This is a genomic window from Peribacillus simplex (assembly GCF_030123325.1).
Classification (GTDB): Bacteria; Bacillota; Bacilli; order Bacillales; family DSM-1321; genus Peribacillus; species Peribacillus simplex_D.
Genome location: NZ_CP126106.1, coordinates 5049668 through 5071860, shown reverse-complemented (window position 1 = coordinate 5071860; position 22193 = coordinate 5049668). Strand labels below are relative to the sequence as shown.

Annotated in this window: 18 protein-coding genes; 11 read left to right on the top strand and 7 right to left on the bottom strand. The window is 40.2% G+C overall.

Annotation, left to right across the window (positions count from 1 at the left end):
- Nucleotides 1–69 precede the first annotated feature (69 nt).
- Both QNH43_RS24040 and QNH43_RS24035 read right to left on the bottom strand, forming a co-directional pair.
- Nucleotides 70–513, bottom strand: coding sequence for a DUF6376 family protein (locus tag QNH43_RS24040; protein WP_283916004.1), 444 nt, complete (start codon nt 511–513; stop codon nt 70–72).
- Nucleotides 514–545: 32 nt separating this feature from the next.
- A complete protein-coding gene (locus QNH43_RS24035; protein WP_283916003.1) occupies nt 546–1151 on the bottom strand; it encodes a protein kinase family protein in 606 nt (201 codons plus the stop codon).
- A gap of 588 nt (nt 1152–1739) precedes the next feature.
- Between QNH43_RS24035 and QNH43_RS24030 the strand changes: the two genes are divergently transcribed.
- Nucleotides 1740–4832 carry an SH3 domain-containing protein gene (locus tag QNH43_RS24030; protein ID WP_283916002.1) on the top strand — a complete coding sequence of 1031 codons (3093 nt, stop codon included), beginning with the start codon at nt 1740–1742 and terminating at the stop codon, nt 4830–4832.
- A gap of 45 nt (nt 4833–4877) precedes the next feature.
- On the opposite strand, the gene QNH43_RS24025 is transcribed toward QNH43_RS24030, so the two are convergent.
- Nucleotides 4878–5312, bottom strand: a complete 435-nt coding sequence (locus tag QNH43_RS24025; RefSeq protein WP_076370190.1) for an Rrf2 family transcriptional regulator — start codon at nt 5310–5312, stop codon at nt 4878–4880.
- A gap of 313 nt (nt 5313–5625) precedes the next feature.
- On the opposite strand from QNH43_RS24025, the gene QNH43_RS24020 reads away from it, so the two are divergent.
- From QNH43_RS24020 to QNH43_RS23990, 7 genes are all read left to right on the top strand, one after another.
- A complete protein-coding gene (locus QNH43_RS24020) occupies nt 5626–6315 on the top strand; it encodes a DsbA family protein (protein ID WP_283916001.1) in 690 nt (229 codons plus the stop codon).
- Between the two features lie 2 nt (nt 6316–6317).
- Nucleotides 6318–6728, top strand: a complete 411-nt coding sequence (locus QNH43_RS24015; protein WP_076370194.1) for a disulfide oxidoreductase — start codon at nt 6318–6320, stop codon at nt 6726–6728.
- A 489-nt stretch (nt 6729–7217) separates the two neighbouring features.
- A complete protein-coding gene (locus QNH43_RS24010) occupies nt 7218–7859 on the top strand; it encodes an NAD(P)-dependent oxidoreductase (RefSeq protein WP_283916000.1) in 642 nt (213 codons plus the stop codon).
- Nucleotides 7860–8264: 405 nt separating this feature from the next.
- A complete protein-coding gene (gene galU, locus QNH43_RS24005; RefSeq protein WP_283915999.1) occupies nt 8265–9173 on the top strand; it encodes a UTP--glucose-1-phosphate uridylyltransferase GalU in 909 nt (302 codons plus the stop codon).
- A gap of 112 nt (nt 9174–9285) precedes the next feature.
- Nucleotides 9286–12888: a CDP-glycerol glycerophosphotransferase family protein gene (locus QNH43_RS24000; RefSeq protein ID WP_283915998.1), complete on the top strand. Its 3603-nt coding sequence runs from the start codon at nt 9286–9288 to the stop codon at nt 12886–12888.
- Nucleotides 12889–12977: 89 nt separating this feature from the next.
- A complete protein-coding gene (gene galE / locus QNH43_RS23995; RefSeq protein WP_283915997.1) occupies nt 12978–13949 on the top strand; it encodes a UDP-glucose 4-epimerase GalE in 972 nt (323 codons plus the stop codon).
- Nucleotides 13950–14411: 462 nt separating this feature from the next.
- Complete coding sequence (locus tag QNH43_RS23990) at nt 14412–15302, top strand: PhzF family phenazine biosynthesis protein (protein ID WP_283915996.1); 891 nt, start codon at nt 14412–14414, stop codon at nt 15300–15302.
- A 207-nt stretch (nt 15303–15509) separates the two neighbouring features.
- Here QNH43_RS23990 and QNH43_RS23985 read toward each other — a convergent pair whose 3' ends face one another.
- Entirely contained in the window at nt 15510–16229 is a 720-nt protein-coding gene (locus QNH43_RS23985) for a pentapeptide repeat-containing protein (RefSeq protein WP_076370206.1), read from the bottom strand.
- Nucleotides 16230–16245: 16 nt separating this feature from the next.
- On the bottom strand, nt 16246–16524 hold the full coding sequence (locus tag QNH43_RS23980; RefSeq protein WP_397222812.1) for a PadR family transcriptional regulator: 279 nt from the start codon (nt 16522–16524) through the stop codon (nt 16246–16248).
- A 502-nt stretch (nt 16525–17026) separates the two neighbouring features.
- Here QNH43_RS23980 and QNH43_RS23975 point away from each other — a divergent pair.
- The 3 genes from QNH43_RS23975 (at nt 17027) to QNH43_RS23965 (ending at nt 19912) form a co-directional block, all read left to right on the top strand.
- Nucleotides 17027–17647: a class I SAM-dependent methyltransferase gene (locus QNH43_RS23975; protein WP_283915994.1), complete on the top strand. Its 621-nt coding sequence runs from the start codon at nt 17027–17029 to the stop codon at nt 17645–17647.
- A 397-nt stretch (nt 17648–18044) separates the two neighbouring features.
- Nucleotides 18045–18737 carry a class I SAM-dependent methyltransferase gene (locus QNH43_RS23970; protein ID WP_434060215.1) on the top strand — a complete coding sequence of 231 codons (693 nt, stop codon included), beginning with the start codon at nt 18045–18047 and terminating at the stop codon, nt 18735–18737.
- A gap of 341 nt (nt 18738–19078) precedes the next feature.
- Nucleotides 19079–19912 carry an STAS domain-containing protein gene (locus QNH43_RS23965; protein WP_283915992.1) on the top strand — a complete coding sequence of 278 codons (834 nt, stop codon included), beginning with the start codon at nt 19079–19081 and terminating at the stop codon, nt 19910–19912.
- Nucleotides 19913–20054: 142 nt separating this feature from the next.
- Here the strand turns inward: QNH43_RS23965 and QNH43_RS23960 are convergent, their stop codons facing one another.
- Nucleotides 20055–20711 (bottom strand): potassium channel family protein, encoded by a 657-nt coding sequence (locus tag QNH43_RS23960; RefSeq protein WP_283915991.1) that lies wholly within the window; start codon nt 20709–20711, stop codon nt 20055–20057.
- Nucleotides 20712–20734: 23 nt separating this feature from the next.
- Nucleotides 20735–22066, bottom strand: coding sequence for a TrkH family potassium uptake protein (locus QNH43_RS23955; protein ID WP_283915990.1), 1332 nt, complete (start codon nt 22064–22066; stop codon nt 20735–20737).
- Nucleotides 22067–22193: the final 127 nt, after the last annotated feature.

Here is a 22193-nt window from a genome sequence, read left to right as displayed (position 1 = left end):
ATATAAAACCTTTTGGTTTCATGTCAATAATTTGTTTCAAGCGATTCCATTTTATTCATTGCAGGATGCTTAATTACCCAAGTCTTCAATTTGTTTTGCCAATCCTGTTATATTATCGATTGATTTCATTATCTCTGAATCTTCCAATGCCTTAGGGTCAAATTGACCATTTTCAATATTATTCAGATATAATTCAATTCCATCTGAAAGCTGTTGATTCGAGCTGACGATCTTTTCATGGATGCCTTCAGCGATTTGGGGTGGTTCCGTTGCATTGAATTCTTCAATCTCCGTTTTCATCAATTCCAGTTCTTTTTCAAGATTTGCTCTTGCTTCTTCATTCGTGACGGCATCCTGTGACAATGCAGGCACCTCATTGGCGAAATCCTTAACGGTATTTACATACTCCGTCGCATTATCTGCATATTCCAATGATGAATTGACTTCTTCTAAAGCTGAGCATCCGCTTAATGTAAGGATGGACAGTAGAGCAATGGTCATTATTTTTTTCATATGTGCCTCCAATGTGATTTTTTAAGCATTGATCAGATGGGCAGAAATCTCTTTTTATAAATCGCTGCAATGGAATTCAGTATGAAACTCGGGATCTTCTTCGGAAAAAATGACTTCGAATAGAAAAGGTGAAAAGCACTTTTCAAGTCGTGCCACTGATTGCAGGATTTCACTTGCTTAAACCTTGCAACATCAATGATCTTCACCTTTTTTTCGGAAGTGATGAAAATGTTTCGTAAATGGATATCCGAAGGGTTCAACCCTTCTTTCCGTGCCAATTGCAGGGCATGGTCTATCTCCGCAATGTTTTCTTCCGTTATCGGGATTCCCAATGTTAAACATTCAAAAAGAGTGTTGCCTTCAATATGATCTATAACCAGGTAATTTATCCCCGCATCATATAGGGTTGGATAGTATTCGATGGATTGGACGGTTTTGTATATTTCAGCTTCAACTTTTGCTGTATGAGTATGATCCGGGAAAAACACTTTTAGTGCCTTATTGGTGGAATGTATTTTGAATACATATGCGCTGCGGCCTTTTCCGATAAGTGATAAAGATGGGGCGGCATCAAGCAATATATGCTTTTTATCATCGGAAATCTTAACGCTTTGAGCTAATTCATTATAGTTCTGCATACTTTTCACCTCTATTGTGCAATTTTTCGAATCAAAAAAGACGGTATAACCGATTATTGGTTATACCGTCTTTTAAAAATTAAAAGACCTCACCAAATAATCGGCAAGGTCTTGCAAACAACTAAAATCAGTTGCCAATAAAGCCGAGGATTCAATCCTGTACTGACGACTTTATTGTATAGCTACTCCCCTTAACAGAAGGATTCTTATAAGTTATATACAGTAATTATATAGGTTATTGCCTAGATCCGTCAAATATAAGGATCGTGTGCTCACCCTTTATGTATATTCAGTAAATGAAGAAAGATGCTCGTCTCATAAGCATTAATTTGAGTGGTAAGTAATTATATCAATATACTTTATATTCATCATTTGCTTGCCAGGTACCCTTCGTTGCAAATATTTCTATATTATTACTAAAATGTCTATAAGTTTACTATTATGATACATTCTGCTTTATCTCCCTGTAGATCTAAAGGAATATGATATATTTTAAGCGAATGAGCACATGTGCCTATATTATTATACCGATTTTAACCGATATCTAAATAAATGTTAAAAATATAATTCTTTAGTAGGGAGAATGAGATGAAGAAATTAATTTTACCAACTTTCTGTTTTGCAGTGTTGTCTACAGTTGCTTTCGAAGAAAAAATATCTGCAGCTCCACTACATGCGGACCAGGCCAGTATTGAGGACGTCATGTTTGTACATGTAAGTTCCGGTTCGCTCAATATGAGAAAAAACGGGACGGAGAATGCAAGCATAGTTGCAAAGCTGGCAAACGGCACACAGGTAACGGTGTATTCGGAGTCCAAAGGCTGGGCGAAGATCAAAGCCAATGGAAAAGATGGATATGTCAGTACCAAGTATTTATCGGCAACGAAGCCAAAGACTTTAACGAAAACTGCATTAACCATTAAAACGACAACGAAATATGTGAATGTGAGCACAGCTTCACTGAATATGCGGAAAAGCGGGACAGACAGTGCCAGCATAGTCGCGAAGCTGACAAGGGGCACACAGGTAACGTTGTATTCGGAGTCCAAAGGCTGGGCGAAGATCAAAGCCAATGGAAAAGAAGGATATGTCAGTACCAAGTATCTATCGGCAACGAAGCCAGGAACGGTAACAAAAGCTGCGGTAACGGTTAAAACGACAACGAAATATGTGAATTTGAGCACAGGTTCACTGAATATGCGGAAAAGCGGGACAGACAGTGCCAGCATAGTCGCAAAGCTGACAAGAGGCACACAGGTAACGGTGTATTCGGAGTCCAATGGCTGGGCGAAGATCAAAGCCAATGGAAAAGAAGGATATGTCAGTACCAAGTATCTATCGGCAACGAAGCCAGGAACGGTAACAAAAGCTGCGGTAACGGTTAAAACGACAACGAAATATGTGAATGTCAGTACAGGTTCACTCAATATGCGAAAAAGCGGAAAAGCTACCGCAAGCATTGTCGCCATCCTTTCAAAAGGGACGAAAGTGACGGTCTATTCGGAAGCTAATGGCTGGGCGAAAATCAAAGCCAATGGAAAGGATGGATATGTCAGCGCCAAATATCTGTCTGCTTCAAAGCCAGGATCGGGATCAACGTCAGCCACACCTGCAAAAACGATAACGAAATATGTCACGGGTTCCCTCAATATGCGAAAAAGCGGAAAAACTACCGCAAGCATAGTCGCCATCCTTTCAAAAGGAACGAAAGTGACGGTCTATTCGGAATCCAATGGCTGGGCGAAAGTCAAAGCCAATGGAAAGGACGGATATGTCAGCACCAAATATCTATCGACGGCAAAGCCAGGATTGGAATCAACGGCAGTAACGCCTGAAAAAACGACGACGAAATATGTAAACGTAAGCTCTGGAACGCTCAATATGAGAAAAAGCGGGTCGGAAAGTGCGAACATAGTCGCAAAGCTTTCAAAAGGAACGAAAGTGACGGTCTATTCGGAATCCAAAGGTTGGGCCAAAGTCAAAGCAAATGGAAAAGACGGACATGTCAGTGCCAAATATCTATCGACAACAAAACCAGGAACGGGATCAACGGCAGTAACGCCTGAAAAAACGACGACGAAATATGTAAACGTAAGCTCTGGAATGCTCAATATGAGAAAAAGCGGGTCGGAAAGCGCGAGCATAGTCGCAAAGCTTTCAAAAGGAACGGAAGTGACGGTCTATTCGGAATCCAAAGGTTGGGCGAAGATCAAGGCCAATGGGATGGAAGGGTATGTTAGTACTAACTTTCTCTCAACGACAAAACCTGAAATGGACTCCAAACCATCCATACCTGAAAAAACGACAACGAAATATGTAAATGTCAGCTCGGGTTCACTGAATATGCGGAATAAGCCGTCAGAAAGTGCCTCCGTCATTGTGAAATTGGCAAGGGGTGTAGAGGTAGAAGTCATCTCGGAATCAAATGGCTGGTCAAAAGTTAAAGCGTATGGCGGGGAAGGTTATGTCAGTACGCAATATCTATCAGCAACGAAGCCTGGTTCTTTACCGGGGCTGAATCCGGACGGAGAAGAAAGCACGTTAGTTAAATATGTAAATGTGAATGATGGCTCCAGTCTGAATATGCGGTCACAAGCATCAGCTTCCGCTTCAATTATAGCCAAGCTTGTAAACAATACGGCCGTAACGGTGTATTCAGAAACTAATGGCTGGTCAAGAGTCACGGCAAATGGAAAAACGGGATATGTCAGTACGCAATATTTAACGGTCAAAGCACCGGAAGGTCCAGGAAGTTCGAATGGATCGATAATCAGGATCGATAAAGAGTATGATCTTACGATGGAAAAGATGGTTGAAATTCAAATGGCCGTAAATGGTCAAACGGATAAAAATTATAAAACCTACATACGTGAAGATGGATTAACTTTAATCAATTCTACAAAAGGTACGGTTAAAGGAACCGGATGGCGTGTCAGAGGCGGAGCTGGATCTAATTATTGGGTAGTCGGTCCTGTCAGCAATAATCAATCATTGAATATTCAATCAAAGGTAAAGGGCTCTGACGGATACTATTGGTATGAGGTGGACTATAACAAGACATGGGTAAATGCCAGTCCGGAAGATATAGAATATAATCTAAACCCGAATAATTTTGTGAATGATCCAGTAAAATCATTCCAATTCGTCAAGCTCTCTCAAGTCACCAACATGGACGTTTCTGAAGTGAATAATAGAATCCTTTCAGGTAAAGGGATTCTGCAAGGCCAAGCTGCAACCTTCACTGCGGCAGGGGAGAAATATGGGGTCAATGAAATCTACCTGATTTCACATGCTTTGCTGGAGACCGGGAATGGCACTTCACCGTTAGCGACTGGCGTAAAGGTTAACGGGAAAACGGTCTATAATATGTATGGAGTGGGAGCATTTGACGGAACGGCGCTAAGCAGCGGCGCTCAATACGCCTATAATGCTGGCTGGTTCACTCCGGTGGCGGCCATCATAGGCGGTGCCGAATTCATCTCCAAAGGATATATCTCTGCTGGACAGGACACGCTTTACAAAATGAGATGGAATCCAACAGCTGCAGAGAAATATGGATATGCTTCACACCAGTATGCGACTGATATTGGCTGGGCAACAAAACAAGTGAAACAGATTTATAATTTGTATAGTTTACTAGATTCCTATAAATTGACGATTGAAGTTCCTAAGTATAAATAAGAAAAACGGCAAAAAACACATGAGTCAGACTCATGTGTTTTTTTGCTATTTGGCTTTATCCTTTTCCATAATATCCCTAACGACATCCTCGATCGTAACCACTCCCAATGCTTTTTCCAAGGCAAGTTCCGCAACTGAAAAGATGGGTTCTATTGTATCTTGTATATTTCTTCCAACAGTGCATGCTGGATTAGGATTTTCATGGATTCCAAATAATTCTTTATCGGAGGCAACGTTGACAGCCTGATAAACATCAAGCAAAGTGATATCCGATAATTCCTTGGCCAATGTTGCTCCGGCGATACCCGGACGAACGTTCACTAAACCAGCATTCTTCAGCATGCCGGTGATTTTTCGGATTAAGGCTGGGTTGGTGTTTACACTTTTTGCAATAAAATCAGAAGTGTTAACGCCTTCTTTGTTTATTTCTAAAAGAGATAATATATGGATTCCTACGGAAAAGCGGGTACTGATGGACATCTCTTTTTTCTCTCCTTTAAAATCTCTATTCTTATATAGTATAAATTATTTAACGTGTAATTCAAGTGGTTACAAGTTATAATGGCCTGCAAGAATAATATTTATCCATTAACCGTATCCTTGTCAAGTAACGCCGTTTCTGCAAAGGCAAAAATAAAAAGTATGTGTAATTGACAAACCAGCATGGTGAAACTTATATTATAACGTGTAAATGAATCAGTTACAGGTGAAAGCAAGAGGAAGGGGGAACCGAAATCGGCCGCTATGGCTGGAGAAGAAATATCGACACAACTACAAGTGATGGAGGTATATGATGGCTAATAAAAAAAAGGGTAATCAAAAACAATCTTCTGCATTCACGTTTTGGATGATTGGGTTAATCGCTGTAATCATTATTGGCTTTATATTTTTGGCAAATGGGAAGGACGAAGATACAGCCGTTAATGAAATCGATTATAAATCACAGCCTTATTTAGGTGAAAAATCAGCACCTGTCCAAATAGTGGAATTTGGTGATTATAAATGTCCAGTATGTAAGACATTCGAGGAGCAATTCTTTCCTTCTATACAAAGTGAATTGATTGATACAGGAAAAGCGCAATTTTATTTCATGAATTATTCGTTCATTAACGTCGATTCAACCAGATCCGCTAAATTTGCGGAAAGTGTTTATCAGGAATTGGGAAATGATGCCTTTTGGAAATTCCATGAGCTTCTGTACGATAAGCAGCCAGAGGACCTGAAATATGAAAAGGAAGATGTGTTTACGGATAAATTCTTAGAAGAAACATTGAAAGAAATCGCTAATGACAAAGATGTGAAAAAGGTAGTTTCCTCCTTTAAAGCCGGTAATTCCGAGGATCAATGGAACAAAGATATGGATTTGGCCGACGAATTGGGCGTTTCTGGGACGCCTTCCTTATTTGTCAATGGCAAGAAGTTTGAAGGAAATACAATTGATGATTTAGAGAAAATGGTTGATGATGCAGCGAAGGAGAAATAGTGATGAACAAGCCACTATTATTTTCTTGGATCCTATCGATCATCGCCACTGCTGGAAGTCTCTACTTTAGTGAGATTCTTCATTATGTACCCTGTACCTTTTGTTGGTATCAAAGGATCTTGATGTACCCGCTCGTTATTTTATTGGGCCGTGCCTTTTATGAGCAAGACCTGAAAATTTACCGATACATCCTTCCATTATCGATTTTGGGCATGGTGGTGTCAGGGTATCACTATAGTCTGCAAAAAATCCCAGCACTAAAGCATTTCGAAATGTGCCAAAGCGGTGTTCCCTGCTCAGGTGAGTATATAAATTGGCTAGGATTCATCACGATCCCGTTTTTGGCCTTTATTGCTTTTACTCTCATCACTATCTGCATGGGACTGCTAATGAAAAAGAAAAACAGCATGTAATTTAAGCGCACCATTCTAAAAAGAATGGTGCTTTTTTTATATATATCGACGAAAAATCAGGATATTTCCCTGGAAATTGCAATATATCGACGAAAAATCAGGATATACCTCCGGAAATTGAATATATCAACGAAATAACAGGATATATCTTCGGAAATTGCAATATATCGACGAAAAATCGGGATATATCTCCGAAATCTGCAATATATCGACGAAATAACAGGATATATCTCCAAAATTTGCAATATATCGACGAAAAATTGGGATATATCTCCGAAATCTGCAATATATCGACGAAAAACCAGGATATATCTCCGGAAATAGAAATATATCGACGATAAATCGGATATACCTCCGAAACTCGAATATATCTCCGAACTCTTCTAAATAATAAAGTTGACAAAATAGCAACCTGTAACTTATATTATTACATGTAAGTGATTAAGTTACAATTAAAGTTTCAATAACAATATATAGGAGGAATTTAAAATGAAAATCGGCATTATTGGTGCGAGCGGAAAAGCTGGAAGTCTGATTTTAAAGGAAGCATTGACTAGGGGACATGATGTTACGGCCATTGTCAGGGATGGAGCTAAAGTCCAAGTTCAAGGAGTTTCCGTACTGGAAAAAGACGTATTCGATCTGAAAGCTGAAGATATTAAAGGTTTCGATGTGGTGGTGAATGCATTTGGCGCTGCTCCAGGGAAAGAACAGCTGCATGTCGAGGCAGGAAAAATCTTGATTGAGGCTATGAAGGGTGCTCCTCAAACTAAACTGATCGTTGTTGGCGGAGCTGGAAGCCTTTTCGTTGACGAGGCAAAAACAATCCGCGTATTGGATACGCCTGAGTTCCCTAAAGAGTACTATGCAACAGCCTATAATCAATCCAAGAACCTTGGGGATTTACAAAATGCCACTGGCATCCAATGGGCTTTCATCAGTCCTTCCGCCTTCTTTGATCCGCAAGGAAAAAGAACAGGTGTGTATACACTGGGAAAAGACAATCTTCTTGTAAATTCAAAGGGTGAAAGCTATGTAAGTTATGCCGATTTTGCCCTTGCAGTACTTGATGAAATTGAAATTCCAAAGCACATCAACCAACGCTTTACCGTTGTTGCCGAAGCTGAATAATTTAGTGGACGTCGCTCCTTGTGGTGACGTCCACTTTTTTTACGTTGAAATGGATGAATTATAGGTAGGCTGTTGATTGCAACAAATCCGGATGCAGACGACTTGTTAAGATCGACTGAAATGATAAGTGGACCTAAATAATCAGGTCCTTGGACCTATTGGTCATATAGTGAAAAAAAAATAAGGCCTTTTCCTGAAATATCGGGGAATGGCCTTATTTTTTTCAAGAAGAAAACGGGATATTGTATTGAATGGTAGTCAAAATTATGGTTGCATTTACAAAAGAAGGGTATTTTTTCTGTTAATATATTTACAATAAACAAGTCTATGTTACTATAAAAAGGATGATTCAGAAAAAAATGGTGTTTTTTGTAGATTTATCTTAATGTGAAGGAGTTACAAAGTATGAAAAAAGTTAAAAAGGCGATTATTCCTGCAGCGGGATTGGGAACTAGATTTTTGCCCGCAACGAAGGCAATGCCTAAAGAAATGCTGCCAATAGTCGATAAACCAACTATTCAATATATTATAGAAGAAGCCGTGAAAGCGGGAATTGAAGATATAATCATCGTCACAGGAAAGAATAAACGAGCGATAGAAGATCATTTTGATAATGCCTATGAACTAGAGAATAACTTGAGTGAAAAAGGGAAATTCGATTTATTGGAGAAGGTGCGATACCCATCCAATTTAGCTAATATCCACTACATTAGGCAAAAAGAACCGAGAGGACTCGGACATGCTGTTTGGTGTGCACGTAATTTTATTGGTGATGAGCCTTTTGCCGTCCTATTAGGCGATGATATCGTGGAAAGCGATGTGCCCTCCCTACGCCAATTAATCAACGAATATGATGCGACAGGTTCGTCAATCATTGGTGTTCAGCCGGTAAATGAGAGCGAAACACATAGATACGGCATCATTGACCCTCTTACGCAAGAAGGCAGAAGATACGAAGTGAACCGTTTTGTCGAAAAACCAAAACAAGGAACGGCACCTTCCAATTTAGCCATCATGGGAAGATACATCCTGACTCCGGAAATATTCGATTTCCTGGCCAGGCAGGAAACAGGAGCTGGCGGTGAAATCCAGTTAACGGATGCCATCCAAAAACTGAATGAAATCCAAAAAGTCTTTGCTTATGACTTTGAAGGAAAACGCTTTGATGTCGGTGTTGTTGATGGTTTTGTGAAAACGACCATTGAATTTGCCCTGCAACGTCCTGATTTAAGGGACGATATCATAAAAGTAATGGAAAATATCCTCGAACTGCACAAGGCAGTGGACAAAAAAACTTTGAATTTAATAGAGTAATTTTTAAAAAATCTCCAACTATTGATCATTCATAGTTGTTATTTTTGGTTAATGAAAGGCTAACATAATTTTGAATGGTGAATATAAATCCATAAAAGGGGATGCCTATTTAGTGAATAAGAAGGTAATAAAAAGAAAAGTCGATTTCCTTAAACAGCCTATCGCCAATTTCTTTTTAAAGGAAAATCATCAGCGTGTAAATAGATATGCAAAGTATTATGAGAAATTAAGCGTGCAAAAAAACACAATTCTATATGAGAGTCGTGATGGAAACAGTATGACTGACAGTCCATACGCGATGTTTAAATATATGCTGGAAAATCAAGACTATCAAGATTTCATGCACATTTGGTCCATCCAGGATTTCAGTGTCCTCTCAGGTGTAATGGCGAAGTATAGGGATATGCCGAATGTTCAATTCGTTCAACGTAATTCAAAGGAATATTTAAAATGGTTGGCTACAAGTGAGTATTTAATCAATAACTCCACATTCCAGTCTTTTTTCATCCCTAAAGGCGATCAAATTTACATCAATACCTGGCATGGAACGCCCCTTAAGAATATGGGCTTTGATATACCCGGTAACCCTTCGGTCTCTCAAAACGTCGTTAGGAACTTTTTAAGTGCGGATTTCATTTTGAGCCCCAATGCCCATACTACCAACATATTTACACATAGCTATAAGTTAAATGGATTGTATAAAGGTGAAATTATAGAAGAAGGATACCCAAGGATCGATTTGACGCTGAACACGGATCCGGGGGAGTATAAGGATTATCTAAGGACTCTAGGTTTGAAAATCAGCGATGCCAAGGAAAGTATTTTATATGCCCCGACTTGGAAGGGGACGAATCTGGCGAAAGTGGATAACGATCTTCTTCAAATCATTGCAGATATTAATTATTTACAAGGCCAAATCGGTGAACGATATAACCTATTCATTAAGGTGCATCCATTTCTATATAAAGAAGCTGCCAAGCATCCGGAAATCAAGGATCGACTAATACCTGACCATGTGGATACAAATGAATTGCTTGCTGCCGTCGATTTGCTTATCACGGACTATTCCAGCATCTTCTTCGATTACCTTGTTACCGATAAGCCAATTCTGTTCTACACATGGGATACGGACGTTTATGCTGAGCAAAGGGGACAATATCTCCAAAATGACGAACTCCCGGGACCGATGCTTTTTAACTCAAAAGAATTGGCACTGGCCATTAAAGATATTAAAAATGTGAGATTGAGATATTCCGATAAATATAAAAAAATGCAGGAAAAATTCACGAACCATGAGGATGGAAAAGTAACAGAGAGAATAGTCAAAAATATTTTCAATAAGTCCACGAAACAACTGAACACAATTACCGGCTTTGATTCCGTTAAGAAAAAAATATTGATTTATCCAGGTGGATTGAGGGATAACGGAATTACTTCCTCTTTCCTTAACTTAATGAATAATATTGATTATGATAAATATGATGTCAGCTGTTTTACTGCCACTCCTCACTCGCACGAGGTTTTGAAAAATATGGGCAAGGTTAATAAGAATGTGCGTTTTCTATTCAAACCTGGTTTGCCTGTGTATAAAATTTTGGAAGTCTACAAAGATAAATTCATCCATAACAGAGGGGAAAGAGGGTTCTTAGGGAAGAAGCTTTACCCGGAAAATGCCTATATTAGGGAGCATGCCCGTTTATTCGGTAAAACGAAGTTTGATTTTGTTATCGATTTTAGCGGTTATAGCCATTATTGGGCTAAATATCTGCTGGCGGCAGATGCAAAAAAGAAAGTTTGTTATATGCATAATGATTTGCTTTCTGATAGTGAGCGAGTCATTAATGGAAAGAGACCTCACCGTATTAATCTACGGGGGATTTTTTCGGTATACAATCGATTTGATAAGCTTGTAAGTGTTTCTGAGGGAACGATGGAATTAAACCGAAAGAATCTATTGGAGTATGCAGACTACGATAAGTTTGATTTTGTAATGAATTCGATCAACCCGGATAAAATCCTTCAAATCGAGCCAAATGAATCTGAAGTTATCGAAAATGATGAAAAGGCATTGATCACAGAAAACTTCAAAGCAAGGGCGATATTAAGGGACGTTAAGGATAATCATGTTTGGAATACTCTTCCGGGAATGTCGAATGCCACTCAATTTCCACTGGAAGAACGATTTGAAGGTGCTGAAATCGTGATTTCGAGAAAAGCCCATGCTGATCAGAACACTTTTTACAAATTCAGCCATAACAATCAAATCATTGGCTGGATCAGTGAAGAAGCTGTTGATCTGTTGCCAGACAGCATCATTTATGAAAAAGAAGTGGATAAAATTGCAAGGTTAGTAAGACCTCGATCGAACTATATTTGGTCGTTGCCGTATAAGGTTGAAGGAATGTACAAAATCTCCGGCAGTCATGATTTTAAAGGGATCATTGTAAAAATCGATAAGGAAGCAAAAACCCAGCATTCGATTTATAGCAGAATATCTGTAAAAGATAAAATAATAGGCTGGATAGATAATTCGGCTTTATCCATGCTTGAACATTGTACAATCAATGAAGACATGAGCTTTAATGACAAGCTGCAAATCATGATGAAAAGAAAGTATATAATATCCAGAAACTATAAAAACAATAAAAAATTCATTGATAAGATCGAGAATAGGACGCTGAAGGAAATAAACACGGGTAATCAGAAGTACGGAAAAATAACCAATCCGGAGGACCATACAATCTGGACGAAGGCTTATCCGAACTACAAGGCCAAAAGAGTGAGCAGGGCAATCGATTTTGAAGGGCAAATCGTCAGGATCATAAAGTATAACAGAACCAACAAAGGCGGCTATTACCTTTTCGAAATCGATAATAAGAAAATTGGCTGGTTAAATACGGGGGCATTCGAAGTCATAGAAGAGCCAATCCTGTTAAAAGAACGGGAAGTGCGCGGCACTGCCGAAATTAACTTGGGCGATTATAATATTTGGGATAAGCCTTATGGGCTGCAAGATGCCATGGTCTTGGAAAATGGGCCAAGCTTCAATGGCCGGATCGTGGAATTCGATAAAGAAGCAGTTACACAACTTGGTACTTATGCCCATATATTATTGGACGGGATATCTATAGGCTGGATCGATAAACAGGCGTTAAGCGTACAGGAGGTCCATGGATTGGAAGTGAATAATCAATTCGTTCCATATCCTGATAAAAATGATTTTAACTTTGTCAATATGGGAAGATTATCACCTGAAAAAGGTCAAGATAATTTGATTCGTGCATTCGCAGGCTTTCATGAGAAACACAAAAATAGTAAACTATATATTTTAGGACAAGGACCTTTAAAGGAAGATTTGCAGGCAATCATTGATGAGCTGGATTTAAATCATTCCATTCATCTTTTGGGCCAGCTTGAAAATCCATTTTCGTTCATGGAAAAATGTGACTGCTTCGTTCTTTCCTCACATTATGAAGGGCAGCCTATGGTTTTATTGGAGGCAATGACTTTAGGAATGAAAATCATGGCTACTGATATAGTGGCTAACCGAACCGTTTTGGAAAACGGCAAATATGGTTTACTTGTCGAAAATAGCATAGATGGACTGGAAAAGGGCTTATCTACCATGGTTAGTAATGATAATCCTAAACTAGCGAAGTTTGATTACACCCAATATAATGGATTGGCCATGGAAACCTTCAATAAATGCTTATAAACTGAGGGAGGTTTTTATAATTAGACCTCACACTTGTGGCATATATAAGAAGAATTCATTTAAGCTTAAAGTAAAAGGGGAAATTCTATATGATTTTGGTTGTTGGCGGTGCAGGATATATTGGAAGTCATCTTGTAAAAGAGTTAGTGAATACTGAAGAGGTTGTCATTCTGGATAATCTCTCAACCGGTTTTCGTTCGCTGGTCGATTCGAAGGCCATCTTGGTGGACGGGAATTTAGGTGACGAAGCGGTCTTGAATGACATATTCCTTAAGTATCCCATTAAAGCCGTTATGCACTTTGCTGCAAATAGCTTGGTTGGGGAGTCTGTCCAAGATCCTTATAAATACTATGAAAATAATGTAGGTGCAACTCTTACATTGTTGAATACCATGCTCAAGCATGATGTTAAGAATTTCATTTTTTCATCAACGGCAGCTACTTATGGGATACCGAATGTTGATATGATTGATGAGGATCAGCCAACAAATCCGATTAATCCATATGGCCGCTCGAAATTGATGGTAGAGCAGATCTTAGGAGACTTCGCAAAAGCATATGGACTCCATTATGTCGTCTTGCGCTATTTTAATGCGGCCGGAGCACATGCATCGGCAGAAATCGGTGAAAGCCATGATCCGGAAACACACTTGATTCCGATCATTTTACAGCATTTATTAGGTCAACGTGAGAAGATCTCCGTGTTTGGTACGGACTATGACACAGAAGATGGCACTTGCATCCGTGATTATATCCATGTAACGGATTTAGCCGAAGCTCATATAATCGCGCTTCAAGCCCTATTATCCGGGAAGAAGGATACGGCCACCTACAATCTTGGGAATGGAAAAGGATTTTCGGTTAAGGATGTAATCGACACTTGTGAAAAAGTCACGGGAGTGAAACCGACCATCGAGTATGCAGACCGTCGTCCTGGAGATCCAGCCCGCCTGGTTGCTTCGGCCAATAAGATATATGAAGAACTTGGATGGAAAGCATCGATAGATTTGGAAGAAATCATTGAAAGTGCGTGGAAATGGCATAAATCTCAAATGAATTAATGGTCCCTTGGGCCTCGATAGTCGTTTTTCAGACTGCAGGCAAACTCTAAGAAATACGAGTTTGCCTGCAGTTTTTTTATTTTAAAAGAGTTGCAGTTTATTTCAGAAATCCGCTCCCTTTCTGTGGGGTCTCGGCTTGCCAGTCATTTGGCGGAAGTGTCGCAAATTTCTTCAATCCATTAAGGGGTACAGGAAAAAACTTAAAGGATAAACCGGTTTTAAACATAATTAGGGATGAGACAAGCCAACTCAAAAGAATACTTTGGCTTAAGCCAACTGCCATTCATCTCCCCCTTACCGTTTGGCTCTCGCACTTCACACGCTTGAAGAGGGAGTCTTCTGGTGGGAAATGATAAAATCAATGGTCGTTTCACTGAGTATAGGACGAAGAAAAGGGATTTTGATGGAGATATAGAATTACTATTCAAGAGAAGCACCATTCTTTAATAGGAGATGTTAGATTTGAAGATGGTAAGGGTTTTTCATTACGATGCGTTCAGTAGTAAACCGAATAAAGGAAATCCGGCAGGTGTGGTTTTGGATGCGGATGGACTGACGGAAAAGGAAATGCAGGATATAGCGCTGAAGGTGGGGTTCAATGAGACCTCTTTTCCCATGGAGTCTGATATTGCGGATCTTAGAATCCGTTATTTTACACCAGGACACGAAATGAATCTCTGCGGTCACGCAACAATGGCTACCATCCATGCACTGAAGACAAGGGGATTACTGGATAAGGATGAGCTGATGATTGAAACAGGAGCGGGAATATTGCCAATCAAGATCCATACGACCGCGGATCAAGAGGTATACATCACGATGAAGCAGGCCGCGCCACAGTTTGAAGCGTTTGGCGGAGATAAGGGTAGCTTGGCCAGTTCCCTCGGACTAGATATAGATGATCTTGAAAATGAATTACCTATAGTTTATGGAAGTACAGGTTTATGGACTTTACTGGTTCCGGTAAAAGAACGCGATTCATTCAAAAGGATGAAGGCGAACAATAAACTGTTTCCGCAATTATTAAAGGAAATGCCAAGAGCTTCAGTTCATCCCTTTTGCCTGGAAACGTATGATAGTGATGCCCATATGCATGCCCGGCATTTTTCCTCACCATTTTCAGGTACGCTTGAAGACCCTGTAACAGGAACGGCTTCAGGTGTAATGGGCGCTTATTATGCAAAATACATAAAGGATGGTCTTGAAGATGAGGTGCACCTATTAATCGAACAGGGACATGAAATCGGGAAAGATGGCAGAGTCCGCGTTACGGCTGCCAAAAACCATGACACATACGATATTGAAATCACCGGGAATGCTGTCTACGTTAAAGAATTTGAAGTGGAAGTCTAAAGGTACATGCATAGTAGGATGGGCGGTTGAATGATAAGTATATAAAAAACCCTTTGCTAAGACGTTCCATGTCTTAGCAAAGGGTTCTTATTTAATCATTTTCCCGTGCTCATTCCGTTTAAAACGACCGCAGTCAGAAACACGGTCACGCATATGATTAAGGTGGAAACTTACAATCGCTGTCGGTCAGGTCAGACCCTCCTTTGTTTAGATGAGGGTCACGCCGCTAAGGTCAACCTTAGCTCCATATAAAAAGTTGTAAGTGAGCTTATCCATCGAAGCTCCCGTAAAGTCGATTTTCTTTAAATCGGACATCCGGAATTGAACGTTGATGAGTGTGGCATCGCGAAAGGATGCCTTTTTCAATGAAGATCCCTCGAAAATGGTTTGGTTGAATGTTTCCCCATCAAATATAAGACCAGATAAATTACAGCCTTTAAAATGGGTTTTATTATAAATGCTGTTCTTGAAAGTCACGCCTTTTAAATTTGCGCTTTTAAATAAGGTACCAGTTAAATTGGCGTTTTCAAAGATGCAATTATTTAAATTACTGCTTTTAAATGTGCTGTTCGTCAGGTCGGAATGGCTGAAATCAGAACGGCTTAAATCGCAGGAATTAAACTTCCCATCATGCACCGAAACCGAGCGGAAGTCGGAATCCAATAATCGATGCCTGGAATAGTCCATGTTTATCGCCTGCTCAAGCACATTGTATTGAAGATTGAGTGATTCCATGAGCTCTGATACTTCCCCAATCGAATCCACAGTCAGCTTATACGCTTCATGCTCACTGGCACCATTCCTTCTATGGTCATTGTATTTTTCCAGTAAGTTTTGAAGCAGTTCTTCTTCCAATTCCTTTGCTGTTTTTGCACTTTTGTACGGGGCAAAAATGCTATGAACATGTGCATTCAGTTTTTCAATCACTTTTCATCTTCCTTTCTTATAGGAGGCGCTCAAGTATTCGCTTGGCCTGCTCCCAGTCAGTTTTATTTTGGGTATATGTGTCCTCCCCAATCGCGGTGATTTTGTAATATTTCCTTCTTCCGCCTTGTGTGGCATCTCCCCAATAAGAGATGATGCATCCGTCCTTTTCCAGTCGTTTTAAGCTGGAATACATCGTCGCTTCCTTAATTTCATATTGCTCATTGGAATTCGTATATATCAGTTTGCTGATTTCATAACCATATTTATCGCCACTTTGCAGGAGTTTTAGAATCATCGTATCTACATGTCCGCGAAGCAAGTCAGAGGATAGTTGTCTTTGAACCAATTCCTCACCTCCTTTGGTATATCCTATAACATATTACTATGACAGTCAAGGTAATTTGGTTACTATGGATCGTGGATGATTTGTTCTTTATGAAAGGTTGTTTTCGCATACTTTGTTGCTATTTACCAAGTAAAGCGGTGTGGCTGATTTCCCCTCCAGATGCTAGCTTTCGCGGGGCGGGCGGTGAGCCTCCTCGGCGTAAACGCCTGTGGGGTCTCATCTGTCCCGCTGCTCCCGCATGAGTCTCGCACTTGCGCTCCAATCATCCTTAAATCGTTTTGTTTTAAAAACAACAATCTTTACGAAAAGAGCCTTATGAAAAGAAACATGTCCGATTTCGCGGATCAATGCGGCGCATACTTTTTTAATTGTACTAATTAGTCAGAAATAATATCCGCTTGGAAGGGATATTTAATGCTTTATAGAAAAAGTAAGCAAGGGGGGGGGGATGTTGAATAATTCGTGGAATAAAGTGATTTATAAGGTTTGGTCGCCGATCTATGACAAAATCTTCAATTCGCATCTCTTTTTAGATGCCAGAAAAAGAATATTTGAAGAGATGCATTTCCAGGATCATGCAAAGGTCCTGTTTGTGGGCGTAGGTACGGGGGCCGATTTGGAGTTGATCAAGAACCTTGACCTGGAGATAACGGCGATAGACCTGTCAGCCGATATGCTAAATAAAGCGATGGAGAAATTTGATCATACATCGATCAATTTTCTCGAGATGGATGCACAGCATATGGAATTCGATAATGAATCGTTTGACTATATAGTGGGAAGTTTGATTCTTTCCGTCGTACCTGATGCCGATGAATGCCTTCAGGAAATGATCAGGGTTTTAAAAGGCGAGGGGAAAATCATACTATTCGATAAGTTCATTTCTAAAGATGAACGGCTTTCACTACCCAAAAAGGTACTGCGGCCCATCATTCGATTTTTAGGAACGGATATTGGCCTGCGGTTTGAAGACTTGTTCAGCAGACATGATAAGAATATGAAAATTGAAGAAGATCGACCGATCATGCTGAATGGAATGTACAGGAAGATAATCATCAGTAAACGGATTTGATAGAAGGTGGATGAGGGATGTTTCAGAAGCGGTCTGGGAGCTAAAAAAATAGGATCCTGACTCCACTGTTCCCTTGGGATGGTCTGTTAAACCATGACCCGCTGTAAGGAGCATGTAATATTTGACATACATGTATAAAAGCCAGGTCTTCCCTAATAGGAATAAGGAGCTGTTCATCGGGTTATTAAGTAAGAATGGATCTTACCATTGGAAGGTCGTTTGAGGACATCTTTGATGCCTTTAAATTCCAGTGACCACTATATAAACAACAAGGTCCAATAGTGTCTGAACGCCATATGTTACGTATTTTTGATGCAGCTGTTACATAGGCACAGGCTAAAAACCAGTATAATTAAATGGCGTAATACGATGGGAAGAGGTGAGGGTATTGTCGGAGATGATTACAACCTATGAAGATCTATTGAATATGCTGGACTCGTTATTGCGTGAGCCAACTGCATTCTGGAATGATTTTTATGAGGATCGTGAAAAGGGGGTTCCCTTTTTCGAAAATTTCCCTGATGAGAATTTGGTTTCATATTTTGATGGTGGGTTAATTGGGCCAGGTAAGGTTCTTGAGCTTGGATGCGGACCTGGGAGAAATGCCCTTTACCTTGCTCAAAAGGGCTGTTCCGTTGATGCGGTGGATCTTTCGAAGGCAGCCCTGGAATGGGGAAAAGAACGGGCGGCAGAAAAGAAAGTGCACGTGAACTTCATTCAAAGGAATATATTCGATTTGGATATTGAGGAAGGGCAATATGACTTCGTGTATGATTCAGGTTGTTTTCACCATATTGCACCACATCGAAGGATCAATTATCTGGAAATGGTGAAAAGGGCGCTAAGGCCTAAGGGATTGTATTCGATCACTTGTTTTGTCGAAGGCGGCATATTGGGTGGTGCAGATCTTTCAGATTGGGAGGTATATAGGCAAAGAAGCCTGAAAGGCGGTTTAGGTTTTACTGAAGAAAAACTCAGAATGATCTTCAAGGAATTTGAAGTGGTGGAAATACGTAAAATGAGGAAAATGGAACAATCGGATGAAACGTTCGGGGTGCAAGGTTTATGGACGGCTTTATTTATGAAATGAGAAGGCGAAATGGTTTTAAACGGAGGATCTGGGATCAGGTCCATTTTGTGTGGAAATTGTTAACAAAAAATAAAAATGGTAAACTATAATAATAGATGAACCAGAATAGTAGATGAAGGTTTTACTGAATTTTTGTTGAAAAACAGTGGTTGCATGGTTTCAAAAGCAGCAGGGAAGGTATATGGAAAGAAGGGACCATTGGGCATCAGAGCATAAGATTTTGAGTATGGAAGAGGTTATCTTCGATGCTTACTTTGTTGATATTTCAATAACCTGACAATGCCGTTTTCAGCGTTAGATTTATCGATTGCTTTTTATAAAAAACTAAATAGGAGGAGTTTATGCATAGAAATAAAGAACTATATTCCTTTTTATTGGGTGTGGCGGCACAATTGACTGAGGATTGGTACGCAACATTGAATAAAAGCGGTAAGGCGGGTGTTTATAGCTCATCCGATCCCAAAGTGATTCAAAAGCTTAAGCAGCAAAATAATGAATTCCATTTACGTTTCTTTCAGGTCTTTGTTACAGAGGAGAGGGAATTCTTTAAGCGGCTTAGTGATTGGATTGAAGATATCGGTCAGGATGAGCAGCATTTGAATACACCCATCTATTTTATATTGAGGGAGTTTTTTCGAACGCAAGGGCAATACCTTGATTATATTGACCGGTATGTGGGATTGCATGGAGATCAATATACACAGGCGGAAATAAATTCCTGGTACCGGATAGTGGTGAAGGTGTTCAGTGAAGTGATGGAGAGGTTTACGGAAGCGAATCATAGGTATGCCAATAAAATCATGAAAGCCCAACAGGCAACGATCGATGAATTGAGCACACCCATCATTTCCCTTAAAGATAACACGGCGTTGCTTCCCTTGATAGGCGATATTGACACGGCGAGGGGCATGTCCTTGCTTGAAAACACATTACAAAAATGCGCTGAAAAAAATGTCACCAGGCTTTTCATTGACCTATCGGGCGTTCATGCAATTGATGGTGCATCCGCCCACCAGCTGTCGCAGTTGATTGAATCCTTACAATTGATCGGTATTCAGACGACCCTTTCAGGACTTCGGCCGGAAATAGCCATGACTGCCGTAAAGCTTCAACTTCCTTTTGATAAAGTGACGATAAAGTCCACTCTTGCCCAAGCAATCAGTACGATAAAATAATACATACATATCCAGGGCATGGGATGCTCGTTATAAACCTTCAGCAAGAAGACCTCCATATGGCGGTCTCCTTGCATTTATAAGTATGCTGCATTCAAAATGGGTACAGGGCCCATATAAGCAAGAGCCGGAATCTGTTGGTTTATTCAATATTGGCAAAGACGGCTAAATCTTCTTTATTGCCAACCACTAAAAGCATATCATTTTCATGGATATCCTGATCCGGTGAGGGTCCTATGATGATTTCTCCATTACTCACTATGGCAATGACGCTGATATTATATTTTGCCCGTAGATCAAGCTCCCTGAGGCTTTTTCCCTTCATGCTCATGGGCAGGATGATTTCCTCGATATTGTATTCTTTAGAGATCTCTATATAGTTCAGCATGTTAGGGGACAGGAGCTGATTCGCGACCCGTTCCCCCATATCCCTCTCAGGATAGATGACCCAGTCGGCACCGACTTTGGTGAGCACCTGACCGTGATTTTTATTAAGTGCTTTGGCAATGACCTTATTGACCCCAATCTCTTTTAAAAGCAAGGTAGTTAAAATGCTCGATTGCATGTCATTTCCGATGGCTACGATGACACAATCGAAATTACGGATTCCGATTGACCTCAAAGTCTCTTCTTCCGTCGTATCCGCCATGATCGCATGGGTAACGCTCAGTTCCGCATTCTCGACTCTTTCCTCGTTGACATCAATACCCAATACCTCTTGGCCAGCCGTATATAATCTATGGGCCACACTGGTTCCGAATCTGCCTAAACCGATCACGGCATATTGTCGTTTTCCCATCTTTTACACTCCTTCATTTATGTTTAACCAATCATGATTTTCCCTTTTGGACGTCGGAACGGATCTGGTTTGCGCCTCATAGTAATGGCAAAGGCCAAAGTCAAAGGACCCACACGGCCTGCGAACATCGTGAAAATGATGAGCATCCGGCCAACCGGTGATAATTCGGGGGTCAAACCCATTGAAAGTCCCACGGTGGCGAATGCTGAAGTGGCTTCAAATAAAATCATCAAGAAGTCAGTTCCACTTTCAGTGATGGTCAGCAGAATGGAGATGATTGAAACCATGAATACGCCAATGAATGTAACGGATAATGCTTTAAAGATCGTTTCACTCACAATGCGGTGACGGAATAATACCACATCACCCTTTCCTTTAATCTGTGACCAGACCGTTCCGACAAGCGTCGCCAATGTAGTCGTTTTAATCCCGCCGCCTGTCGATCCGGGTGAAGCCCCGACGAACATCAAGAAAATGATGAGCAGTAATGTAGGCTGAGTTAAATCAGGGATATTCAGCGTATTGGAGCCTGCAGTCCTTGGTGATACCGATTGAAATAATGATGCCAGCGTTTTACCCATGAAAGATAAAGGCTGCAATGTCTTGGCATTGCCGAACTCGAATAAAAAGATTAAAATTGCGCCGGAAATCGTAAGTGCCAAGCTAGTCGTCAGAACAACCTTCGTATGTATGGATAAACGATGGGTATCACGGTATTCGTATATTTCATTCATCACGATAAAACCTATTCCGCCAAACGTGATGAGGAAGACGACCGTAAGGGTTACGAGTGGATCCGATACATAAGGGGTCAAACTCCTGAATTCCCCCATTAAATCAAAGCCGGCATTATTGAAATTCGATATGGAATGAAAAATCCCGTAATAAATTGCTTTACCGATTGGCATGTCAAAAGAAAAGCGAATCGCTAGAATAATGGCACCCATGCCCTCAATGATGGCCGTGAAAATTAAAAGCCGTTTCACTAACCTGACTACACCTGCCATGGATAGATTATTTAAGGATTCCTGCAAGAGTAACCTGCCTTTTAAAGAAATCTTTTTGCCTAAAAGGAAAAAGAAAAATGTCGCAAACGACATGAACCCTAAACCGCCTATCTGAATCAGTGTTAAGATGACCAACTCACCAAAAGTGGTGAAAGTCGATCCAGTGTCCACTACGACAAGTCCTGTTACACAAGTAGCGGAGGTTGCGGTGAATAAAGCATCCAGAAAAGAAAGACCATTGCCATTTTCAGTGGAAATCGGCAGGGTTAATAAATAGGCCCCAATAAGTATCAGGAGGGCAAAGCCGAGTACAAGTATTTTTGGCGGATCCAATAAATTTTTTGTCATTCTCAAATGATCATCCTTACTTATTAAAATATTGTGTAAAACTGAATGATATTTTAATCATCAATCTGCTTTCCTCTTTTTAAAGGCATAATAAAAAGACCAGCGAAAACAACGAACAGTTATTTTG